This is a genomic window from Oligoflexus sp. (genome assembly GCF_035638955.1).
GTDB lineage: Bacteria > Bdellovibrionota_B > Oligoflexia > Oligoflexales > Oligoflexaceae > Oligoflexus.
Genome location: NZ_DASQYZ010000247.1, coordinates 1 through 20,197 on the forward strand (window position 1 = coordinate 1; position 20,197 = coordinate 20,197).

22 protein-coding genes are annotated in these 20,197 nt (G+C 53.1%); 12 read left to right on the forward strand and 10 right to left on the reverse strand.

The features are described from left to right. Positions 1-187 precede the first annotated feature (187 nt). Positions 188-913 (forward strand): hypothetical protein, encoded by a 726-nt coding sequence (locus tag VE954_RS22880; RefSeq protein ID WP_324957146.1) that lies wholly within the window; start codon positions 188-190, stop codon positions 911-913. Between the two features lie 77 nt (positions 914-990). On the opposite strand, the gene VE954_RS22885 is transcribed toward VE954_RS22880, so the two are convergent. After that, positions 991-1,602, reverse strand: a complete 612-nt coding sequence (locus VE954_RS22885; RefSeq protein ID WP_324957148.1) for a YtfJ family protein — start codon at positions 1,600-1,602, stop codon at positions 991-993. A gap of 189 nt (positions 1,603-1,791) precedes the next feature. Beyond that, a complete protein-coding gene (locus VE954_RS22890) occupies positions 1,792-2,325 on the reverse strand; it encodes a 2OG-Fe(II) oxygenase (protein WP_324957150.1) in 534 nt (177 codons plus the stop codon). Positions 2,326-2,675: 350 nt separating this feature from the next. Here VE954_RS22890 and VE954_RS22895 point away from each other — a divergent pair, with 350 nt between their 5' ends. The 3 genes from VE954_RS22895 to grrM are packed head-to-tail and all read left to right on the forward strand — an operon-like array spanning position 2,676 to position 4,901. After that, positions 2,676-3,302: a hypothetical protein gene (locus VE954_RS22895; protein ID WP_324957152.1), complete on the forward strand. Its 627-nt coding sequence runs from the start codon at positions 2,676-2,678 to the stop codon at positions 3,300-3,302. Continuing rightward, the gene (locus VE954_RS22900; protein WP_324957154.1) at positions 3,299-3,688 is read left to right on the forward strand and encodes a hypothetical protein; all 390 of its coding nucleotides are present in this window, start codon (positions 3,299-3,301) and stop codon (positions 3,686-3,688) included. Before VE954_RS22895 ends, VE954_RS22900 begins: the two co-directional genes overlap by 4 nt. A 58-nt stretch (positions 3,689-3,746) precedes the next feature. After that, positions 3,747-4,901, forward strand: coding sequence for a cyclophane-forming radical SAM/SPASM peptide maturase GrrM/OscB (grrM, locus tag VE954_RS22905; RefSeq protein ID WP_324957155.1), 1,155 nt, complete (start codon positions 3,747-3,749; stop codon positions 4,899-4,901). A gap of 6 nt (positions 4,902-4,907) precedes the next feature. Here the strand turns inward: grrM and VE954_RS22910 are convergent, their stop codons facing one another. From VE954_RS22910 to VE954_RS22935, 6 genes are all read right to left on the reverse strand, one after another. Continuing rightward, on the reverse strand, positions 4,908-5,963 hold the full coding sequence (locus VE954_RS22910) for a hemerythrin domain-containing protein (protein WP_324957157.1): 1,056 nt from the start codon (positions 5,961-5,963) through the stop codon (positions 4,908-4,910). A gap of 90 nt (positions 5,964-6,053) precedes the next feature. Continuing rightward, entirely contained in the window at positions 6,054-6,929 is an 876-nt protein-coding gene (locus VE954_RS22915; RefSeq protein WP_324957159.1) for a hypothetical protein, read from the reverse strand. Next, positions 6,930-8,036: a hypothetical protein gene (locus VE954_RS22920; protein ID WP_324957161.1), complete on the reverse strand. Its 1,107-nt coding sequence runs from the start codon at positions 8,034-8,036 to the stop codon at positions 6,930-6,932. A 68-nt stretch (positions 8,037-8,104) separates the two neighbouring features. After that, positions 8,105-8,617, reverse strand: coding sequence for a hypothetical protein (locus VE954_RS22925; protein ID WP_324957163.1), 513 nt, complete (start codon positions 8,615-8,617; stop codon positions 8,105-8,107). Between the two features lie 32 nt (positions 8,618-8,649). Then, a complete protein-coding gene (locus VE954_RS22930) occupies positions 8,650-10,641 on the reverse strand; it encodes a hypothetical protein (RefSeq protein WP_324957165.1) in 1,992 nt (663 codons plus the stop codon). 193 nt (positions 10,642-10,834) lie between these two features. Further along, entirely contained in the window at positions 10,835-11,542 is a 708-nt protein-coding gene (locus tag VE954_RS22935; protein ID WP_324957167.1) for a hypothetical protein, read from the reverse strand. 333 nt (positions 11,543-11,875) lie between these two features. On the opposite strand from VE954_RS22935, the gene VE954_RS22940 reads away from it, so the two are divergent. Beyond that, entirely contained in the window at positions 11,876-12,124 is a 249-nt protein-coding gene (locus VE954_RS22940; protein ID WP_324957169.1) for a hypothetical protein, read from the forward strand. A gap of 96 nt (positions 12,125-12,220) precedes the next feature. On the opposite strand, the gene rpmG is transcribed toward VE954_RS22940, so the two are convergent. Continuing rightward, positions 12,221-12,388 (reverse strand): 50S ribosomal protein L33, encoded by a 168-nt coding sequence (gene rpmG, locus VE954_RS22945; RefSeq protein WP_324957171.1) that lies wholly within the window; start codon positions 12,386-12,388, stop codon positions 12,221-12,223. 42 nt (positions 12,389-12,430) lie between these two features. Between rpmG and VE954_RS22950 the strand changes: the two genes are divergently transcribed. The 7 genes from VE954_RS22950 to VE954_RS22980 all read left to right on the forward strand — a co-directional run bounded on the left by VE954_RS22950 (position 12,431) and on the right by VE954_RS22980 (position 19,818). Next, positions 12,431-12,826, forward strand: coding sequence for a GatB/YqeY domain-containing protein (locus VE954_RS22950; RefSeq protein ID WP_324957173.1), 396 nt, complete (start codon positions 12,431-12,433; stop codon positions 12,824-12,826). Then, complete coding sequence (locus VE954_RS22955; protein ID WP_324957175.1) at positions 12,823-13,584, forward strand: 3'(2'),5'-bisphosphate nucleotidase CysQ; 762 nt, start codon at positions 12,823-12,825, stop codon at positions 13,582-13,584. Before VE954_RS22950 ends, VE954_RS22955 begins: the two co-directional genes overlap by 4 nt. Before the next feature lie 60 nt (positions 13,585-13,644). After that, positions 13,645-14,076 (forward strand): response regulator, encoded by a 432-nt coding sequence (locus VE954_RS22960; protein ID WP_324957176.1) that lies wholly within the window; start codon positions 13,645-13,647, stop codon positions 14,074-14,076. Next, a complete protein-coding gene (locus VE954_RS22965; RefSeq protein ID WP_324957178.1) occupies positions 14,031-15,317 on the forward strand; it encodes a hypothetical protein in 1,287 nt (428 codons plus the stop codon). Before VE954_RS22960 ends, VE954_RS22965 begins: the two co-directional genes overlap by 46 nt. A 7-nt stretch (positions 15,318-15,324) precedes the next feature. Next, entirely contained in the window at positions 15,325-16,845 is a 1,521-nt protein-coding gene (locus VE954_RS22970; protein ID WP_324957179.1) for a S1C family serine protease, read from the forward strand. Continuing rightward, positions 16,842-18,296 (forward strand): PDZ domain-containing protein, encoded by a 1,455-nt coding sequence (locus tag VE954_RS22975; protein WP_324957181.1) that lies wholly within the window; start codon positions 16,842-16,844, stop codon positions 18,294-18,296. The genes VE954_RS22970 and VE954_RS22975 overlap by 4 nt, the downstream gene beginning before the upstream one ends. A gap of 196 nt (positions 18,297-18,492) precedes the next feature. Then, on the forward strand, positions 18,493-19,818 hold the full coding sequence (locus tag VE954_RS22980) for a HAMP domain-containing sensor histidine kinase (protein ID WP_324957183.1): 1,326 nt from the start codon (positions 18,493-18,495) through the stop codon (positions 19,816-19,818). Between the two features lie 178 nt (positions 19,819-19,996). Here the strand turns inward: VE954_RS22980 and VE954_RS22985 are convergent. After that, positions 19,997-20,197, reverse strand: a 201-nt coding sequence (locus tag VE954_RS22985) for a hypothetical protein (protein ID WP_324957185.1), incomplete at its 5' end; no start/stop codon positions are given.

Sequence of the window (20,197 nt, forward strand, 5' to 3'; positions counted from 1 at the left end):
TACTTGATCGGGATCTGAATGCGGCTCTGGTAATCTTAAATTACGCTTTGACAGGCTTTGTCACGGGTCGGGAACCGGCCTCAGGTGTGGAGGAGAAGAACTCTTTTCCTGTGAAACACGAAACTCCATTCCATACCAAAATCCGCGAATCGATGAGCGGCTGCCAAGCCCGCAGGGCTTATGAGGATTGGGTGGAGCAGTTCATAATCATGGCCAGGATCCGGTCAATGCCCTCTTGCAGGCTGCCCTGTGGGATAACTTTCCGAGTGAAGGTTTCTCGTCTCGCCCTTTCTGGTTGTGGTTGACCCAATCTGATAAGGCTGACAGGAGACTCCGGGAATTTGCGCAGAAGAGAATCAAGCAGATCGATCGCAAGCAGGTCGGAACGGCAACGCCCTGGCAGATTTTTGAAGTCGGCAGGTTTCCTGAAGTCACCTGGTCCATGAAATTTACGTCCTCGCCGAGCGGCTATTTCAGCATCCAGCCTAAGCCAGCTTTCCCCTTGGCCTGTGCCGATGATGCCGGAATATTGGTACCAACTTCGACCTGGTTCCACAAGATTGCGATACGTCACAGCCATGACTATCACCCGCTGGTCAACGTCAAGAGTTGGATTCGTCTGCCTATTGGTTTGGTTTATGGCATCACAACGGTCGCCACAGGAGCCAGCCTTGTGGTTGGGGGCTGTGCTCTTGATATCGCAGCCAAAGGTGATAGAGCCTTATGCAAAATCAGCATTCAGGGTGGCACCGTTCTCATATCGAAAAGCGATGATGTGGTCGACTCGGCGCTTTCACCGGATTTGCGCCACTGGGAACATCTGCCCGCTGCTCTCTACTTAAGATTGGGCGAATCGGGGTCTGGTCCATGCTTCAAGCGAGCTACAGATATTGGTCTGCAACGGGTTCTCTAGACAGGGTCATGGAGTGAATCCGCGAGGAAAGATGCTAGTCAGTAGGACGTAGCATCTTCTTATACAAAGAAATCGCTTTAGAGAGCTTTCTTGGCTTTTTGAGCTTCCGCTGGTGACGGTTCAGCCTTGGCGATAGGGGCTTGCTCCGCGTCCTTGATCTTCACTTTGATCAGGTCCACGAACTTATCAATCTCGCCCTTATCAAGCTTGCCAGCCTTTTCATAAAGAATGCTGCCATCACGATCCACGAGCAGGACATGATAACCCTCAGGGGTCAGATTCCAGTTTTGCGCGGCATAACGATCCTTGTCGAAGACATAGGTCGTACGGGGAAACTTTTCCTGCTTGCCACGCAGAACGCTCATAATGATCGCGTTCGGCTTCCAGGTGGCGGCCATATTGATAATGGCGACGGACTGGAAGAAAGCCTCAGGAAATTTTTCGTCATGCAAACGATTCACCAGGGCATCATTCAATTCGCTGTCATCAGGATCGACATAAACCAAAAAGTTGAGCGTGCCGTTCATGGACTGACTGTCCCAGGCGCCACCGTTCTTCACGTTGCCGCCATGCTCGCCCGAAATGGTGAGTGGGGGCAGGGAGCGTCCTGGTTCCAGTTTGAAGGCTGCAAAGGAACTCAGAGGAGCCAGGGCCAACAAGCTCAAAAGGCCGAAACGGATCAATTGCATAGTAACCTCGCATGAATTAGGGATCGCAACTCTGCTTCTCGATAGCACAGCTACGCCTTTCAAGGCAAATGAAGAGTCCCAAACGATAACCACTCTGTCGACTTCACATTGTCGTAATCAGAGTGGCATGTTCTGTATGTACTGAGTTTTGTTCCGAGTGCCAGCCCTCAGAGATCCTGAGGGCTGTTCCTAGTAGGGAAGCGAACCACAATTTTTATAAAGGATCTGGGCGCGCAGGATGTATTTCAAGCCACTTTCGATACGCGCGCTGTTATGCGTGAGGTTCTGCGGAAAGATCACCGCTTTCCCTTGGGATGGCTGGATGCTTTGCCTAAGTTCGGGGAAGCCCGTGGCACCGCCCTGGCAGCGATTGAGGTAGACCACCAGAGTCAAAAGACTCTGCACGTCAGGCGCCGCAGCGATCGCCTGATCCTGATGATCGGGGAAGGTATCGTTCTCGGTGTATTTAAAGAACTGACAGGTCGCTTTATGAATGCCCACGTATTCCCAATTCATGACGCGTTCTGGAACGTGCGCACGCAGTTTGTCTTCAAGCCAGTCTTGATGCAGATCAGTCGTCTGAATTTTCCGCGAGCCGTAATTGGACATCCGCCATGATCCAAGTTCAGCTTTCTGAATGCATGCCTCACAAAAATCATCGTCAAAAAAACTGTCGACTTCGATGGGTTCGATGTGATCCTTGAGATAGTCACGGAGTAGCATGAATCATCCTCCTCTGCAGACTCCCATCCTATAAATCAGCCGATAGCAATCGTCCATCCCGCATTGCTGCGTAAGGGAATTTCGGTAGCGAAGCCTGGCGATTTCTCAGTATTGCGTTTGTAATACGATTGATCTAAACCAACTCTTGTAAGCCTTTCACAGACAACTTAATTTTTTTCAAAAGAGCGAAATTTATGAACAAGGCGCTGCTATGGGCGGGCTGTTGCCTCATCCTTATGGTTGCATTCCTTTGGGTGACATCGAGGCCAAAGCCAATCAGGACAAGGGATCTTTCATTATCTCAGACGCCGCGTTCCATCCCTGCGAACGTGATGAGCACCGAGCGTTCTGTGACAAAGATTCCCTTAGATGCGGTCCCTGAACACCCTATCGAAGAGCCCAAAACCTCCGTGGAAGCCGCTCCAGAAAAGAAACCTGAACCTGCATCCGCCGAGCCCTTGGATCTGCAAAAATTTGCGGTCGATGAGATATTGGCCCTGCCGTTCACAGAACAGAAAAAATTCCTGACCAAAAATCAACTTCAGGATCCGGATAAATTCACAAGATTTCGCAATATCTCCCAACTGTCGTTGATTGAGAACTATTTGAAAGGAACGTTTGAAGGCAAGGTTGAGGGAGACGGCGGCGACGACCGTATTCTTCAGCTGAAAATCGATGGCGAGGTTGAACAGAATCATTTCCAAGGCGAAATCACGGTTGAACTTCTGAATAAGCAACGTGCACCAATCAGTCGAAGTCATCTGCGCGGGCCACTGGATGATCACATCCGCGTGGTCGAGGAAGGCGAGCGGAGTTCCCTGCTGATTCAGCCAGGCGGACCGGAAAATATGAAGCTCTATCAGGTGTTCATCGGTGGCACGAACCGACAGCAGCTGGCAGGGAATTACTATGCCCGTAATGGAGAAGGCAAACTCCAGATTCTCGGATCTTTTGTGCTAAAGAAAGGAGAGTTATGAATCGCGAACATTTGGACAAGGCCAAGGAAATTCTCAAAGGGCTGAAGAGCAGCGAAGGGCCGAATGGTTTGATGAAGCGGGCTGCGGTGCTGGCCGTGGTGCTGGGTTTCATCCGTTCCACGGCAGGCTTTTCCGCAGAAGGTGATGTCAGCAAGCTCGTCAAAGCACTGGGCCCTGCGGCAGACCGGACAGGTCCCGTCCATCCCTGGCAGGATTGGACGGACTGGACTGATTGGAAGGATTGGCGAGACTGGTCCGACTGGTCCGACTGGAATAACTGGGCGGATTGGAAAGATTGGAACGACTGGAAGGATTGGAACGACTGGAAGGATTGGAACGATTGGAAGGACTGGAGAAACTGGACGAACTTTCATCCAGGACATTGATTGAACTGACGGTTCCTTCTCACAAGGGAAGGAACCCCCAGCCCCATGGAGGCGCTGTATGGGACCACTGCGACTGCTTATTCTACAAGCCACTCCCTATTGCAACCTGAACTGTACCTACTGCTATCTGCCCGATAAATCGATACGTCGCCGCATGGGTATGGACGTGATCGAACAGAGCGTGGCCCGTATCGCGGCCTCTGGCCTTATCAATAAATCATTTTCAGTCGTCTGGCATGCCGGCGAACCGTTGGCGGCTGGACTGCGATTTTATCGGGAAGCGGATGCCGCCATTCGCAAGCATCTGCCAGCCGATATTACGGTGAAACACTGCCTCCAGACCAACGGCACCCTTATCAATAAGGACTGGTGCCAGCTGTTCAAAGACATGCCGATCAGTGTGGGAGTCAGCATTGATGGGCCTGCTTTTATCAATGACAAATTCCGGGTCGACCGCAGCGGAAAAGGATCCCTGGCTCAGATCGAACGTGGCGTTCGCTGCCTTCAGGAAGCAGGCTTATCCTTTCACACCATATCGGTGGTGACCAAGGATGCCGTTGCGCAGCCGGATGCGATCTTTCAGTATCTCTACAGCCTGGGGCCGGATTGTATTGCCTTCAATGTGGAAGAGATCGAAGGCGTGCATGACACATCGAGCCTGCAGTCGGTGACGGAAGAGGAATTTGGCCAGTTCATGATCCGGATGCATGAGCTGAGCTTTGCGGTGGGCAAGCCGAATCTGGTGCGGGAATTCCAACACGCTCATCACGCCATCATGGGAAGCGTGCGACGCGGTTCGCGGATGCTGGCGATGGAAAATAATCCTTTATCCATTATCAACGTCGATGTGGATGGCAATTTCAGCAGTTTCAGTCCGGAACTGCTGGGTATGAAGCACCCGGTCTACGGTGACTTTATTCTCGGCAATTTTCTGCGATCAGGCATTGAAGAGCTGAAGGAATCAGCCAAGTTTCAGCAGATGACGCAGGAGATCGAGGCCGGAGTGAAGGCCTGCCAGGCCACCTGCGAGTACTTTCATTTTTGCGGCGGGGGCGCCCCATCCAACAAACTCTATGAAAATGGGTCGTTTCATTCCGCGGAGACCATGCACTGCCGCATGACCAAGAAAGTCATCACCAATATCGTCCTGGACCGCATGGAATCCATGCTGGCCCACGATTTACCTGAGGAGTATGCCGAGCTCATGGCCTAAGGTGGTTTAGAACGGAGCTATCGGCTGCGAGCCCGGGCGTGTCGTCAGATCAGTGGCCCCGACATTTTCCTGGATCCTTTGTTTGGCTTTCAGGAAATGGTGGGTTAAATCCCGGCGCAGCTCCTCGCTACTGTTTTTTCGGATGAGTTTGAAGATTTGGTTTTCTTCCTCTTCGACGTGCTGCGACACCAATTGATGCAGCTCGTCGATTTTATCCAGAAAGGCCTCGTGCTCGTCGTGCAAATCAGCGGCCTCATCGAGCAGGACACGAATATCCGCGTGATCCTGCCTTGCCTCATTCAGGAACTCCCGCAAACCCGTTACGTCCTGAAAACGGCTGTAGACGGTTTCTTCTTCCGCCACGGAATGCGCGTTCAAATCCGCGGTCAGTTGCCGAAAGATGCCAAGTGCGCGTTCGTGGGTTTTGGATTCCTCGATTTCCTTGAAGAGAAGTTCGACCTTCCGATGATCCATTTGCAGAACGGAAAAAATTTCCCGTTCCTCGATTGTCCCTGTCTTGCGATTCATCACACGATCGGTCAGATCAGAAACCACCCCGCGGGCGCGGGTCAAAAGGCCCTCGGGCATATCCTGACCTGTAAGCCAGGCCACGCCCGTGTGGTCCGTAAAATTTTTCAGAGCATTCACATGGCGGTTGAGATTGGTCTGCATGGCATCCAATGGCGCCAGGGTTATCTGTATATCGGGTAAGACTTCAGGTGTGGCTTTATGAATCAGCTGCGTGGCCATCAGCTGGCTTTTTTTTAAGAGAGCATAGGCACCCAGTTTTTCCAAGGGTTGGGCGGTTTCGCCCACCACGATGTCGATCAAAAGGTCGGCAATTTGGGTTGTGGATCGCCGAGGAGACACCCGTATTCCAAAGGCGCTGATGACCGTTTCCAAGAGGTCCAGATTTTTTTGATCATCGTCGGCCATGGTTCGAAAATCCTGGCTCCAAAATCCAATGCGTTCATTGCAAAGGGCCAGGGCTTTTTGCCGATACATCATGTCAGTTAATTCGAAACCAAGAGCTTCCCTCAGGGATTCTTCGGAAATGTGCATAGGTAATTCCTCGTGTTGGGGGTCCTGTTCCTTCACGAGCAAGCTATAACACCGGTACGGTCTTCTTCCCATCCGCAATTCACGCCATGACTAACGATGACTGGTGAGCAAAATCAAACTCACAGGCGCGGTCCGCAATCGCCCGTCCCCTTTGTCCGGCCAGCTGATCATGCGTTGGGGAGCCACAGTCGCCAGCCCCGTCCCATCGAGCCTCACTTCAAAACCGGGGCTGCAGGCCCGCTCGGCTGAGGTCGTCAGCTGAAACTGAATTCCATTCCGCAGCAGCGGTTGTCGAATGATCAGTCCAGGCGGCCAGGGCAGGCCTTGCTGAGAATCGGCCACCTGGGAGTCGCCATCGATGTTGTAGTAGACGAGCTGATCCCAAGTCAGGCCGGTGTATATCTCCTGGCGATCCTCGATAAAAGCCTGAGGCCCCCAAATTACGGTGATCAACCGATCCCCATCCTGATGCAGACGCGAGCTGATGCTTTCCAGATCCAGGGTCGCTTCCTTTAATGTTTGCAGAACCGTCTGCGCACAAGGAGCACAGAAATCCGCCTGGCTATAGACCTCCTCAAGTTCCACAGCCAGGCCATTGACCTCGGCATAAACACGATCGAGTTGGTGCCAATCCTGGCGAATGTCTGCGCAGGACCTTTGTCCCTCGGCCTTGGGCATGACGAAGGTTTCACCCTGAATTACCCAAACCCGGGTATCGACGGGCTTGAGCTTCACTTGCTTCACCTTTTGATGTTGAGTCAGAAGTGTGAGTCCCGAGGCCGTTGTTTGCTTCAGCTGGAGCGAGAGATCAACGTGCGGTCGATCGGTTTTCTGGAGCGATCTCAACACCGATTGAACCTGATCGGCATGAGACGTTATGGTCTCACGAGCGGCCCCCCGCAAGGTCACGGGAGACCATCCTAAAACGGTCAGCAGGAGAACAAGCCTTCGTGTTCCACGCATCATTTACTGCCCTCGTCCTACAGCCGTCGGCAGCAGAAAATCCAAATGATCTGTGGCTGCAGAGTTCTGGTCGCGAACAGCACCTGTGGGGCTCACACAAAACGTGGAGATAAAAAACGGCGCAAATTCGTTTCCTTTCCAGGCGAGGTGCACACAGGTTTCAAGATTCTTTTGCTGGGCCTGCAGAAAAACTTGAGTGAAAGTATCATCGACGATCTGTCGGCAGGATGGCTTCGGTCCGGTCCCTACGGCTATACAGTCGGCTGGTTTATTTTGCTGAACATCCCAAAGCTTCAGCACAGCCAGGTCCAAAATACTGGCCTTATTCCAGGCCTCCTCAAGAGTCGCAGCGGATGTCGCTGCACCCAGGGGCAGAAAGCGTAGCCTCGGCCAGAGTGTGGAGGCTTGAGCCGGCATCACTGCCCAATGGCGGATCGGCTCCTGGCCAACCGTCATGGCCACGGCTTCGAATTTCATGGCGCCGCGATTCTGCAGAATGTCGGTGGCCCGGATGATGGTGATGGCTTGTTCAGGCGGGACGCCCAGTTTTTTGCGAATCGCATCGAGAGTTATCGGCTCATCAATGTCCGCAGCATTCAAAAACCAGGCAAGGTTGATGTCATTGGGGTCACTCGGGATGAGGTTATGCCGAAGGTAGAGGCCACCTTTGGTTTCGCTGCCGAAGGGCTTGCCGTTGATCATCGTGATCTGGCGGCTATTTCCCAGCTTGGGATCAAAGGTGACCCGCAGTCGACTGTCGAGAACTTTCCACGCGGTTGGAACCTCGCAGTCCACAATCTTCGCCTGGCCCGAGATGGTTTGATCCGGGTCCAGTTCCACCTGAAATTGCAGCTTCTCAGCTGGCATCAGATGCAGGGTATGGCCATTCGCGGCAATTTTAAATTCCCAATTCTGATGAGGATGGGCCAGCATGGGGAAGGGGTTGCCCAGCCGGTCCTCAGGATCCAATTGCTCTTCATTTTGTTCCCAGGCCAGCTGACAGATCGTATGTTCGGTCTGCAGCTCCAGGCTTGCTTGCTCTTCCGCGTGGCCGTCACCACAGGCCAGAAGGCCAAGTCCGATCGAAAGAATGGATAACGATGTTTTCATGATGCGCCTCGTGTGGGACTGCAGGCTCGACCGGATGGCATCACCCGACCGAGCCTGCAGCCGATTCATCAATTCAAAGCCAGACCAAACTTTTCGAAGGTGTAACGCCGATACTCTTCCAGAAACAAGGCCGAGCTGGCATTTAAAGCCTCGGTTTCAGTCTGCAGAGCTTCCGCTTCCTGATCGACCTTGGCCAGGGCAGCTTCGACCTCGGCACTGTTGGCCTCCGACGCGGCATGAACGGCCTTGCGATAGTCACCATGAGCCGTCTCGTATTGAACAAAAGCGGCGTCATAACGTTTCTGCCGCTTTTGATAATCCTTGAAGCTTTCCATCACCTCTTCATCACCACTGGCTTGCAATTCCTCAGCGACCGTTGCAAAACTGGGCGCTTCCACTTTTTTCAAGACCTCCAGGGTGCGATCGATGTCCTTCTCGGTCATAGGGACCGTTGGGGAGGCCTTGGATTCCTGCAATGGGGGAATCGGACGATCGATCGAACTCTGCTCACTCCATTTTTGGAACCCGAGGAAAGTTAAACCAGCAAGAACAAACAGGCCCGGAATGATTTTGCGTTTCATGGGATACATCCTTCGATAATCAGGTTATGGCCTCAAGGAGCATCAACGGTCAGGTCGATGACGGCATTGCCTTTCAAGGTCCGGAAGGACTGCTCGTTATAATCACGTTTGATCACGGCCTTGAAATCTTCATGATGACTGGTGCTGCCACTGCGGCTGCCGGCGATCTCATCGAGGGATTTCATGACGACGCTGGTCACTTTGCAGTAAACGTTAGGACCGCAGATGGATTCCAAACCGGTTCCCAGGCTCGAGAAGAATTTGGTTTGATCCGGAATATTCTGGGGCGCTTCGACGATTTCAGTCCGCCATGATTTGGCAAATGTAAGCAGGAATTCACTGGTGATTTCGTTGATTGCCTTGTTGCGAAGAGCATCGAGGCGGGCCTGGGCATCACCGGAGTTGGGTGAAGCATCGCTCGGGTTTTCATCAGTCTTGCAGCTGACACCGTTGAAACCGGACGTGGTGCGACGTGTGTCGTCCCACTTTTCACCCCACCAGAGGAAATTCCACTCGCCGGAGTTGCGGACGTAATCCATGGACTTGGAGACGTCGAGAGTACAGGAAACCCGCATGGGGTCAGCCTTCACATGATAGTCATAGTTCAGCGCGACCGATTGAGCCATCACACGCTGTGATCTGGGTTTGTAGCTGTAGCTATTGAGCAGCCAGGCTTTACGAATGCCACCGATAGGCATAACGGAAGCCACGTTGGTGCTCTCGCCGCGTTGGGAGCTGCCCATGCAGTAAACGCCTTGGTTGATGTCAGCCCTAAAGGTCCCGCTGGATGCTGTGGGTTTGACTTCGATGGGACGCAGGGGAACGCCAGCTTTGGTTTTGAAAACCCAGTGACTGGACTCGGCCGTGGTGCCTGGCAAAACGTCTGAGAATTTGGCCCCTGCCACTTTAAAGACGACGTTCTTTGGCGCCGAAATTTTATCGATCTGAGGCGAGGATGAGGTATCGTTGGAGCCGGCTTTGTGTGAGGCAGGATCAACGGTCGAAGCCAGAGTCACGTTGAAAAGAGGCAGCTGACGCACGCCGAAATTCGTATTGGAAAAGAGCGGGGCTTGAGCCAGGGCTACCTGCATGTCGGCGGCTTCCGTGCCCCAGATGGAGTAGCTGGCTGAGGCCAGGCCGATGACCTTGGTTTCAAAAGCCTGCAGAGTTTTTTCGTTTCGGCCAAAAACTTCATTGGCGACTTTATCAACCACAGCCAGAGCCTGCTGAGCCTGGTTGATGGATTCTGCAAGATTGGTCAGGTCAGCATTGAACGGCATCCAGGCCTGCTTCGCAGCGAAGTACTGGTTTTGCAGCGGAATGCGCTCGGCTTCCAATTGGGCCTTTTGGGTCATCAGGGCTGGCGATTTTTCCTGGCGGTTGGCAACGGCCAGTTGCAAGCCTTCCTTGGCCCCAGCAATCTGATCGGGGGTGGCCACGCTCAGAAGGGTGGCGGCGGTCGAGATCGCGCTATCCAAAGCCGCGAGGCTGGATTTGACCTCATCGATCTGATTGTCTTTGAGCTGCAGCTGCTCTTCCGCAATCTTGTAAGCCGCATACTCCGGCTTCGATTTGAGCAGTTCCGCGTTGGCTATCTTAAGACCCAGCGTGGTGATCAGGTTACCGAACCGATAGTAATTGCCATACTGCAGATCAAAGTAAGGTGAGTAGGCGCCTTGCGCGGCTTTGGTTTCAAATTCCGAAGCGGCTGGCAAACGATAGGTCAGCGCAAACTGATTTTCCAGGACAGGGCAGTTCACAGCGCCGTTCACAGGACTATAGACGCCGGACTGTGATTTTTTGGACGAGGGCGACACATAGAGGATTTTTGAATCCAAATGATCCTGGAACAAAGCTGTTCCGGCGAGGCCAGGATTTCTTTGGATTGCTTGAGCCTGGGCTGACTTCAGCGCCGTGTTTTGGATCCCTGTGTAGCTCGGCAAAGCATAGACCTGGGATGAAGTCGCCGTGAATGAGGCCAGCAGTAAAAAGGACAAAGGTTTGCTGATCGGATTGCGTCGCATGAAAGCGCTCCTTAATACGTTTTTTCAAGGGTTTTATCGTGATGATTGTTGTCATCCGTTCCACATGGGGAACGATACGGCGAGGCCATGCGATCGACAATCGAGTGGATGCGAAGGAAGGCAGAATGTGTTCGTGAGAATCAGAAATTCACGAACACAGTGCTGAATAATGGAAAGATCTGATGATATGAATCTACAAAGGTCGGACGTAAACTGGAATTTGGCAGCTTTGCAGGGGCGGAGCCAACAGGCTCACTTCCAGACGCGACACCGACGTGGGCTGCGGCAGATGATAGCTGATGGTCCGGGCGCGTACATTGTCAGGCGAGACGAAGGTCGTGCCCACGCTGGTGACGATGCCAAGGTCCGCGATCTCGTAGTCAGGACAATAATCTGGAATGACGAGCTCGATATCCTGTGTGAAGTAGGTACCCTGAAGCGTGACGGGTTTGCGATTCACGAAACCACCTCCATGTTCTACGATCCCTGCGAAAACGCGTTGGGTGGGGAGAGGATTGGCCGAGGCGAGACTCTGAATGGAAATCTGGCAGTCCTGATACTGATAAACATTTTGCACGAAATTGATTTCGATCAGATCAACGAGTTTATTATCGGTTTGGAATTGATTGTTTTGATAGCGGACGTCGCTCAATTCTGTGCTGCCCTGGTAACGCACGCGAGGGTAGACAGAAAACTGGGTACAGGTCGGCGTTGGGACGTACACGATGCGAAAGGGCGTCACGCGCCGAGGTGCCGTCAGTGGGAAGGAGAACACCGACTGACCATAGGGAATGCGCATGCCGATGGTCGTCAGATTATTCCAAACCGGTTGCACGCTTTGCGCAAGAAGAGGCGTCGCGAGCAGCAGGGACAAGGCATAGCCAAACAGTTTCAATTTCATCTCGGACCTCGATTGAAGTGGGGGGCAACTTTGGGGATATAAGTCGCGCACGCGATGAATGCAAGGTGGGGACGCAATCCTCCTTTTTTATATAAAAGCGTGACTGATTCCATGCAACGCTCACGATTCTTGCAAACGGTAAGAATCTAGATTGTGCTCAAGGCGAGGTCCTACTTTTGGATGAGTCGGGATTTTTTATGTAATTTTTTCGCGGAAAATACCTGAGTGAAACCATGATTCTAACGAAATAACTGAAGGTATGATGCAAATGGGCGAACAGGTACCATAAGAGTGTTCAAGACACCTGTGCAAACCACCGCGAGGGGTATAAGTATGGCTCAGAGCATTATCCTCATCATTATGTCTCTCAGTCTTGTCACAGTGGTGATGAGCTCACGCGCACTTATCCTGGAGTGGCGTAAAGCGCATCGTCAAATGTATGGCACAATGAATTTTGATGGACGCGCCACCCGCGGTTCGAAAATGCAGCTGCTGACGAATGCCATGCTTTGTCTGGTCTCGCTGGTTTTACTGGCCACCAGCTTGATGATCTATCAGTTCATTCATTTCCCTGTCCTGTGACAGGTTTCCGTTCCCTGCGCGACAGGTTATGGAATAAAAAAAGCGAGCCTTGGAATATATCCAGGCTCGCTTTTATATTCAGAAAGACAGAATCAATTACTTGATCTTGGCTTCTTTGAACACAACGTGTTGCTTCACTCGGGGATCATATTTCTTGAGCTGAAGTTTTTCCTGACCGCGTTTTTTCGAGGTCGTATAGAAATAGCCAGTTCCAGCGGAAGAAACGAGGCGGATAAGTTCGCGGGCGTTTTTGCCTTTTGCCATGGTGATATCCTTAATCATAAGCAGCCAATGCCAGGACATGAGATGTACCAGAAAGCCTTCAGGATTTTCAAGCAAAATCCGTGGCAGCAGGCCTTCCTTTACGGTAACCTCGGGTCACGTATTGGTTCAATAGCCTTAGGAGCAGGTGCCTTGAGTTTGATGGAACGGATTTCAGAAGACATGAAGAACGCCATGCGGGCCAAAGATAAGGCCAAAACCGGCGTACTGCGCATGCTGCTCTCCGAATTCAAATACGCCATGACCTCCGAACAGCGCAGCTCCACACTGGAAGATGACCAGGCGCTTAAGGTCATAACGGCCTATTGCAAGAAACTCAAGAAGTCGCTGGACGCCTACCCCGAGGGCGAGAAACGTGCTGAAATTGCTCAAGAAATTAGCGTAGTTGAAAGTTATATGGGTGATAGTGTGTCATCATGATAGCCATTTCACATCTGGAAGACCTCGCTCTCGAAGCAGGCGAGGCCGTGATGAAGATCCATCGGGCTGGAAAGATCGACGTTCGCACCAAGGACGATCGGTCCCCTGTCACTCAGGCGGATTTACTGGCGAATGATATTATTTGCCGAGGCCTTCGCCAGCTCTCGCCCCTGCCTATTATTTCTGAAGAGGGCAGCGGGGAATCCTGGCCAGACGCAGATGCGATCTCTACCTATTGGCTTATCGATCCCATCGATGGCACCAAGGAATTTATCGCCCACCGCCCGACCTTCACCGTCAATATAGCATTGATAGACCAGGGTACGCCGGTGGCCGGTGTGGTCTATGCTCCCGAGCGCGAGGAACTTTATTCCGGCTCGGACGAAGGGTTTCGTATCAATCGCCAGCTGATGAAGCCCATCTGGGGCCAGAATCGCGTTGCCGTCTGCAGTGCGTCCCGTCCCGAGCAAGAGTTTGATGGATTCGTGCAGGATAATGGGCTGAGTTCGGTCGTTAAAATCGGTTCATCGATCAAGTTCTGCCTTGTGGCCAAGGGAGAAGCTCACTTCTATCCCCGCTTCAGTCCTTTGTCCGCCTGGGATATCGGCGCCGGTGATGCCGTGGCGCGCGCCGCGGGATGTTCGATGCTGGAAATGAAGACCGGCCAACCCCTGCGTTATGAATTCAAGCGGCGCTGGAATCCTGGCTTTATTCTGCAGGCCCCTGGTTGCGTCGCCCGGTTAAATCAAAGACAATAAAAGAGCATCTGCGACCGCAGTGCGCGTGAAGGCTTAACCAGGTTCTTGGGGGAGTCGACTGTGTTCAGTAAGCCCTATCTCATGGTGATGGTTGACGACGAACAGGACCTGTCCGAGATCCTGGCTGAATATGTGGAAGATATGTTCCCTCGAGCTTTTGCCATCACAGCCTTTCAGGACCCTGAAGCGGCCCTGGCCTTCATCGATAAAAATCCCGTGCGTATCGTGGTTACGGACGTCCGGATGCCGCGTTTGAACGGGGATCAGGTTAATCTGCGGGTGAAACAGATGGGCCGTGGTATAAAAACCCTCATCATCACCGGCAACATGAGTTATACCAAAGCTGTGACTTGTTATAACGATGGGGCCGATGCCTTTATTCAAAAGCCATTTAATCCTACAGAAATCCGAACGACCTTTCAGAGGGTACTGGATTGCATGGAATCATGGGAAAACGTGTTCCGCAAGATCGCACATACCAAAGCTTCGTAAGCGGCCTTTGGTTGCTTTTACCGTTGCTTCTGCTCGGGTGCTCCGAGTCCACCAACATCATGGGCCTTATCGCAGCCTCCTCGGTTGAGCAGGATGCGGCGGCTCTGCTTTCGCGTTCGCGTATCCGCATGGATTCTGGCGATTACGAGAACGCTTTGCGGGATGCTGAAGCGGCTGTTGCGCTCGCACCTGACTGTGGTGCCTGTGCGGTGCAAGCCGGTTACTGTCACCTGGGTGTGGCGGGACTGGATATGTTTCAGCTGGCAAGGAAGATGATCGAAGAGAACGCCACCGAAGAAGACGAGCCGACGCTCCGTCCCGCTGTCGACGGCGAGGAATCCGGCAACGCTTCCGGACAACTGGGTTCGCTCGCCAGTCTCGTGGGTTTGGGTGCTACCGATTACGAAGCCATTACTCTGCCCGGCAACCGCTTGGGAGATCTGGAAGGCGCGCCGGCCACGGGGCCGTTCCGAGCCCTGCCCGTGTACTTGCCGAAAAATGCCGTGGAAGCCCGGGCCTCCGATTCGTCCACTCTGCTGCATATCGCCCGAGCCGTGGCAGTCATCTGCCCTTTCATGCCGGCGAACGTCAAGGTCCTCGGCGATAATCCTGATATTCGGCACGCCGGTGACTCCTGTGTTCGTGAGCAGGACGTTGAGAGAACCTATGGCAATTCCCTCTTTATTTGGGCTGTGGCTCACCTGGTGGAAGCGATCGCCTTTCATCAGGTTGTTCTTTATACTCAGGATGGTGCCATACCCAATCTGCAAAAACGTGCCGCCATCCTGGAAAATCGCAGTGAGATAACGTCGCTGACGGAATATATCAAGGCCGTGAAGGATCTGGCGTCTGTGGTGGATATTATTTTGCCGACCGAAATCGCCGCAGCCCGTGCCTCGATGCTGACCGCCATGTTTAATGATTTGCAAACCGTCTCACTGGCCTTTCAACATATGGCCGCTGTCCCTGCCGACCTCTCTAAAGGCATCGTGGATGCCATTGCGGAATTGCAGGGGCAGAAGGATAAGATCGGCAGCAGTGGAGGCAGCAGCACGGGAGAGAAGCATCAGGGTGCGGTCGCCTTCAAAGATCAGTTGACGGAAGGCATGGCCACGGAATTGAAAAAACAAATTACGAGCAAGATTGATTCGGGCGCCCTGAGTGAACAGGAGCGCACGGATCTTTGCAGCGCCTATCGACAGATCAGCACGCAGTCTTTTGCGAGCTGTGATACTCCTTGAGGTTATTATGTTCAAAAAGGGCAGGACGTTCCTGGCCGTTGTCGTTTTGATGCTGGGCGCCACCAAGGCGTCTGCTGTTGAACTGGGTTCTGTGCGCAAGGCCATTTTTAAAGTCAGGGTAATATCGCAGGAACCTGACTATAAGCAGCCGTGGAATCATCAGCCGGTTAAATCCTCATCGGGAACAGGATTCTATATCGGATCCGCTGGGATTCTGACCAATGCTCATGTCGTGGCCAACGGCAAATTTATTTCCGTGCTTAAAGACGGGGATGACGAACCGGTCAGCGCGCGGGTTAAATTCATGGCACATGACTGCGACCTGGCCCTGCTTGAGGTGTTGGATCCCGCTTATTTTCAAGGGGTCGCGCCGATTGCGTTTGGGGATATCCCGGAAGTGCGGGAAACGGTGAATACCGTAGGTTATCCGTCCGGTGGTGAACAGCTTTCCATTACGCAAGGCGTGGTCTCGCGAGTCAGCTATCGCCGTTATGTGCATTCGGCGGCGGATAGTCACCTCCTCGTGCAGGTGGACTCGGCCATCAATCCGGGCAATAGCGGCGGCCCAGTTTTGCAGGGAAAGGTCGCCGTTGGGGTGGCCTTTCAGGCGTTCACGGGAGCCGAGAATACGGGCTATATCATACCCACACCCGTCATCAAACGCTTTCTCTCCGATATTGCCGATGGACGGTATGATGGTCACCCCGTGCAGGGATTCAGCGTGCAGGACGGTGCGCTCGAAAATGTTGCGACGCGGCGTTATCACGGTTTGAAGGCCGGTGAGGGCGGAGTCAAGGTCAGCGAGGTGGCATCCTATTCTCCCTTGGCTGGGTCGGTCGCATCCGGAGATATTGTTCTTTCTATAGATGGCAAACCGGTTGGGATTGATGGCAAGATTTCCTATCTCGGCGAGCGCCTTTCCTTTCGCGTGCTTTATGATTTGAAGCAGAGAGGCGATGCCCTCAAGCTGGAAATCCTGCGCGGAGGCCAAAGGCGCAAGGTTGATGTCGTGCTGAAGGCCAAGCAGCCTTTTTACGATGGGGCCCATATTTATCTGAATCAGCCGCGCTATTTGAATTTCGCGGGCCTGGTTTTTTCCAGCCTCAGCCGCGACTACCTCGAAACCTGGGGCCGATCGTGGGCGGTGGATGCGCCGCTGCATCTCCGTTATATCCACAACCATTTTTCCCAGATCCCGGACCTTCAGGGAGCTCGTGATGTGGTGGTCCTCACGGAGCGGCTGCCTCATGCTGTGAATACCTTTGCGGGGCCTTTTCTGGATGCCGTCGTGATCCGGGTGAATGGTAAAAAAATATTGTCCCTTGATGATCTGGCTCGGGTGCTTGATGAAGCGGACGGGCCCCATTTGGTTTTTGAGTTTTGGCAGGAGGAAGTGCCTTTGATTCTGCCTTTGGCAGCGTCCCGTGGCGCGGACAAGGACATTACCGCCCGTTACAAAATTCCCCTCACACGCTGGCTCGGGCCGGATGAGGATGGCGCTACTGCGGATTGGGGAGCAGACAAATGAAAACTGTGTTGATTCATCTTCTCCTTCTGCTGTTAACCCTGCCGCTTACGGCGAAGAGTTTGGACAGCAGCGTGCTGCGGATTCATTCGGTCGTCCAACGTTCCGATTATGATGCGCCCTGGACCGCCAAACAAAATGAGCGCATGGTGCACATGGGAGTGGTCCTCGACGAACGGACGGTCCTCACGGCTGCGTTTGCCGTGAAAGAGGCTCGCCATCTCGAAGCTGAAAAATTAGGCGACCCCAAACGCTATCCTTTGAAAATAGAATTTGTGGATGATGTGGCGAATCTGGCCATTCTTCGTTTTGTGGATGACGCTCCAGCAGCGCTGGAAGCCTTGCCACTGGGGGCAGATCTAGCGCTGGGTGACAACGTCAACCTTTACCAGGCTCTGGAAGGGGAGACTCTGGTCAGCAATGCCATCAAGCTGCGCGAGGTGGAAGTGCGACCCGTGTATCTGGTGGAATATCCGCTGCCGCAATATGTCTTCGAACTGCGACGGGCGGGGTACGGATGGTTTGAACCGATTATTCGTGATGAAAAACTGGTAGCTGTGGCGATCGGTCAATCGGCAAGCTCTGTCTATGCTCTGCCGAGTCGTCTTTTGAAGCGTTTTCTGGAAGGCTGGCGCCGGCCTCCGTATCGAGGTTTCGTGGATCCCGGTCTGCAGGTCAGTTCCATGCTGTCGCCTTACTTCCGGGAGTATGCCAAGGCCGGTGTGGTTCCGGATGGCGTCTGGATTAAATCGGTGCGGGCGGACTCACCCTTTGCTGATGTGGTGCAGGTTGGTGACGTGCTGCTCGAGTTTAATGGCGTGCGTATTTCAGCGCGTGGTTCCTATGAACATCCACGCTGGGGGCGTATTTCGTTTCTGAGCCAGCTCGCTGAAATCGCAGCGGGCGACCGCGTACGCCTCACCCTTTTACGTGGGGGCGAATCGTTAAAAGTCGAAAAGGCCCTTCCAGCTTATGATCCCACGCACGAGCGTATTCCACCGCCGGCCCTTTCGCAGCCGGTCTACATTATTTTCGGTGGCTTTCTTTTCCAGGAACTTTCGGCAGGTCTGATGCAAAGCTGGGGCACGCAATGGAAACGCAGGGCACCCTTGCCTTATCTTTTTGAAGCTGAATACAAAAAGAATCCGAACGTCGACGGCAAAGCACGTGCCGTGGTTTTGCAAAGGGTTTTACCGATTGAATACAACAAGGGCTATCACGAAATGGAGGACGTGCTGGTCACGCAGGTGAATGGCCGCGCGATTGAGCATGTTCAGGATCTAGTGGCTGCCTTGAAGGATGAAAAATATCAGAAGGAAGGCTACGCCCACATTATTGTCGAACCGGGGCACGAGGAGGTGATCCTGTCTTATCAGGGTCTGGATAAGGTCCATAAAACCATCCGTAAGCGTTACGGTATCCCGGATACAGCTCACTTTTGGGACCCGCAATAGTCCCTCGATTCGGCTGGATTCGCCAGGGTCCGGCCCAAATCCAACTTTTCTTAAGTTGATATCCTCATCTATTCATTCGACTTCTTTCCCGTTACTATGGGCTGGTTCCGATCTCAAAGAAATTTGACCGGGCATCTGTGGGAACACGTGTGTCTTGATTGGAAAGTCAGTCGAATCTCATGCGGGGAAGCAGTCAGTGAGTGTGTCCGGTTCAGGTTTGAGGGTGACACTTGAGTCCATTCTGTCCCATGGTGCGCGGCGCCTGCCGGATCGCAGTTTGCGCCTTCAACTTTTGGTCTTTAACAGCGCACTCCTCCTGTCGTTTGGTCTGACCCTTGGCCTGGGATTGATTTATCTGGTCCTTGGCGACTCGGAAGCCCTGCTTCGCTCCACCCTGCCTTTTCTCGCACTCTTCACCATTATTTATGTGTTTGCGCGGCAGCGATATTTCCTGCTAGCTCGAATTCTGTATGTCGGGCTCGCATTAATCGGCGTGGGGTTTGGTGTGCATCTGCATGGAAACGATAGCCATCTTTCACTCTATTGCCTCGATTTGGCCTTGCTCCCTTTTCTGCTGTTTAGCACCCGGGAATGTCGTTGGATGATCCTAAGCTCGAGCCTGGCCTTCCTGCTGTTTGTCTCGATTGAATTCGATCTCTTCCTCATTCAACCCACCGCTCTGCAGAAGGAGCTGCATCCGTCGGCAAAGCTGATGCTGTCCACCGGTGCTTTTATTGGTGTTTTAGCCCCATCGCTGCTGGTTTTCTGGCAAAACCATTTAGGCTTCCGGCGCACGCTTCGGCTCAATCGGGTCCGCGCGCGGGCCGAAAAATTTGCAGCCATCGGTCGACTGGCAGCGGGCGCCGCTCATGAAATCAACAATCCGCTGGCCATCGTGCAACTGACTTTGGAAAACCTGGAAAGCAGCTGCGAAGCCACCAAAGAGCCGATCCTTCACACCCGCATCAAGCGAGCCTACGAAGCCATCCTGCGCATTCATCAGATTCTGCAGAAACTCCGAGCCTCCACGCTGCTCCCGGCGTCCCAGCCTGATTCATGGCTGGTCAGCGAGGTTGCGCAGCTCATCGGACAGCGCTGCCAACGTTATCTCAAAACCCAGGGCATTCATCTCTCGATTCGCACGCACGTGCCGCCTGGCTACCGTGTGCTGTGCCATCGACAGAGCATGATGGATGTCGTCGATAGTTTGATCAGCAATGTCCTGGATGCCACGACCGGGCAAGGTCGCCCGCGTGTGACGTTGACCTTGACCTGCGATAATCTGCATTTTGTGATGAAGCTGGAGGACAACGGGCCTGGTATTTCGGAACAGCATCTGCGTTCGCTCTTTACACCTTTTTTCACCACCAAGAATATTGGAGCCGGGTTGGGCTTAAGCCTCTACAGTGCTCGTTGTATTGCCCAGCAGTATGGTGGGGACTTGACCTGTGATCATGGGCCGGGTGGGTGCTTTTATCTGTCGTTGCCCTTGGAACCGGACTCGACCTCACGCCAAGCGTAAATGCCTATCCGAAAGAACGGCTGCGGGGAGCTTTTGCAACAAAGGCTGAAGACTGCTCTTATGCAATCCTCAGCCTCACAATCAAATCTCTTTGGAGTTCTGACGTTCCCTCAGAATCTCTGAAGGACCATGCTCTTTAGAATAAAAGGAGGTCTATTAAAGAGCCTCCTTACCTAAATCACTGGAAGAATGCCCGGAAAGCAGATGCTTCATTTATGCCCTTGGCGCTTGCAGCAATGGTCTGCACAGTTCCATTGGCGAATACATTCTGCAACTGTTTCATTTCCACGATTTGTAACTCGCCCTTATTGCTGTACTGATAAACCGGGGTTGAAACCTCGACCATTTGAACTTCCTTGCCTGCTGCGTCTTTGACTTT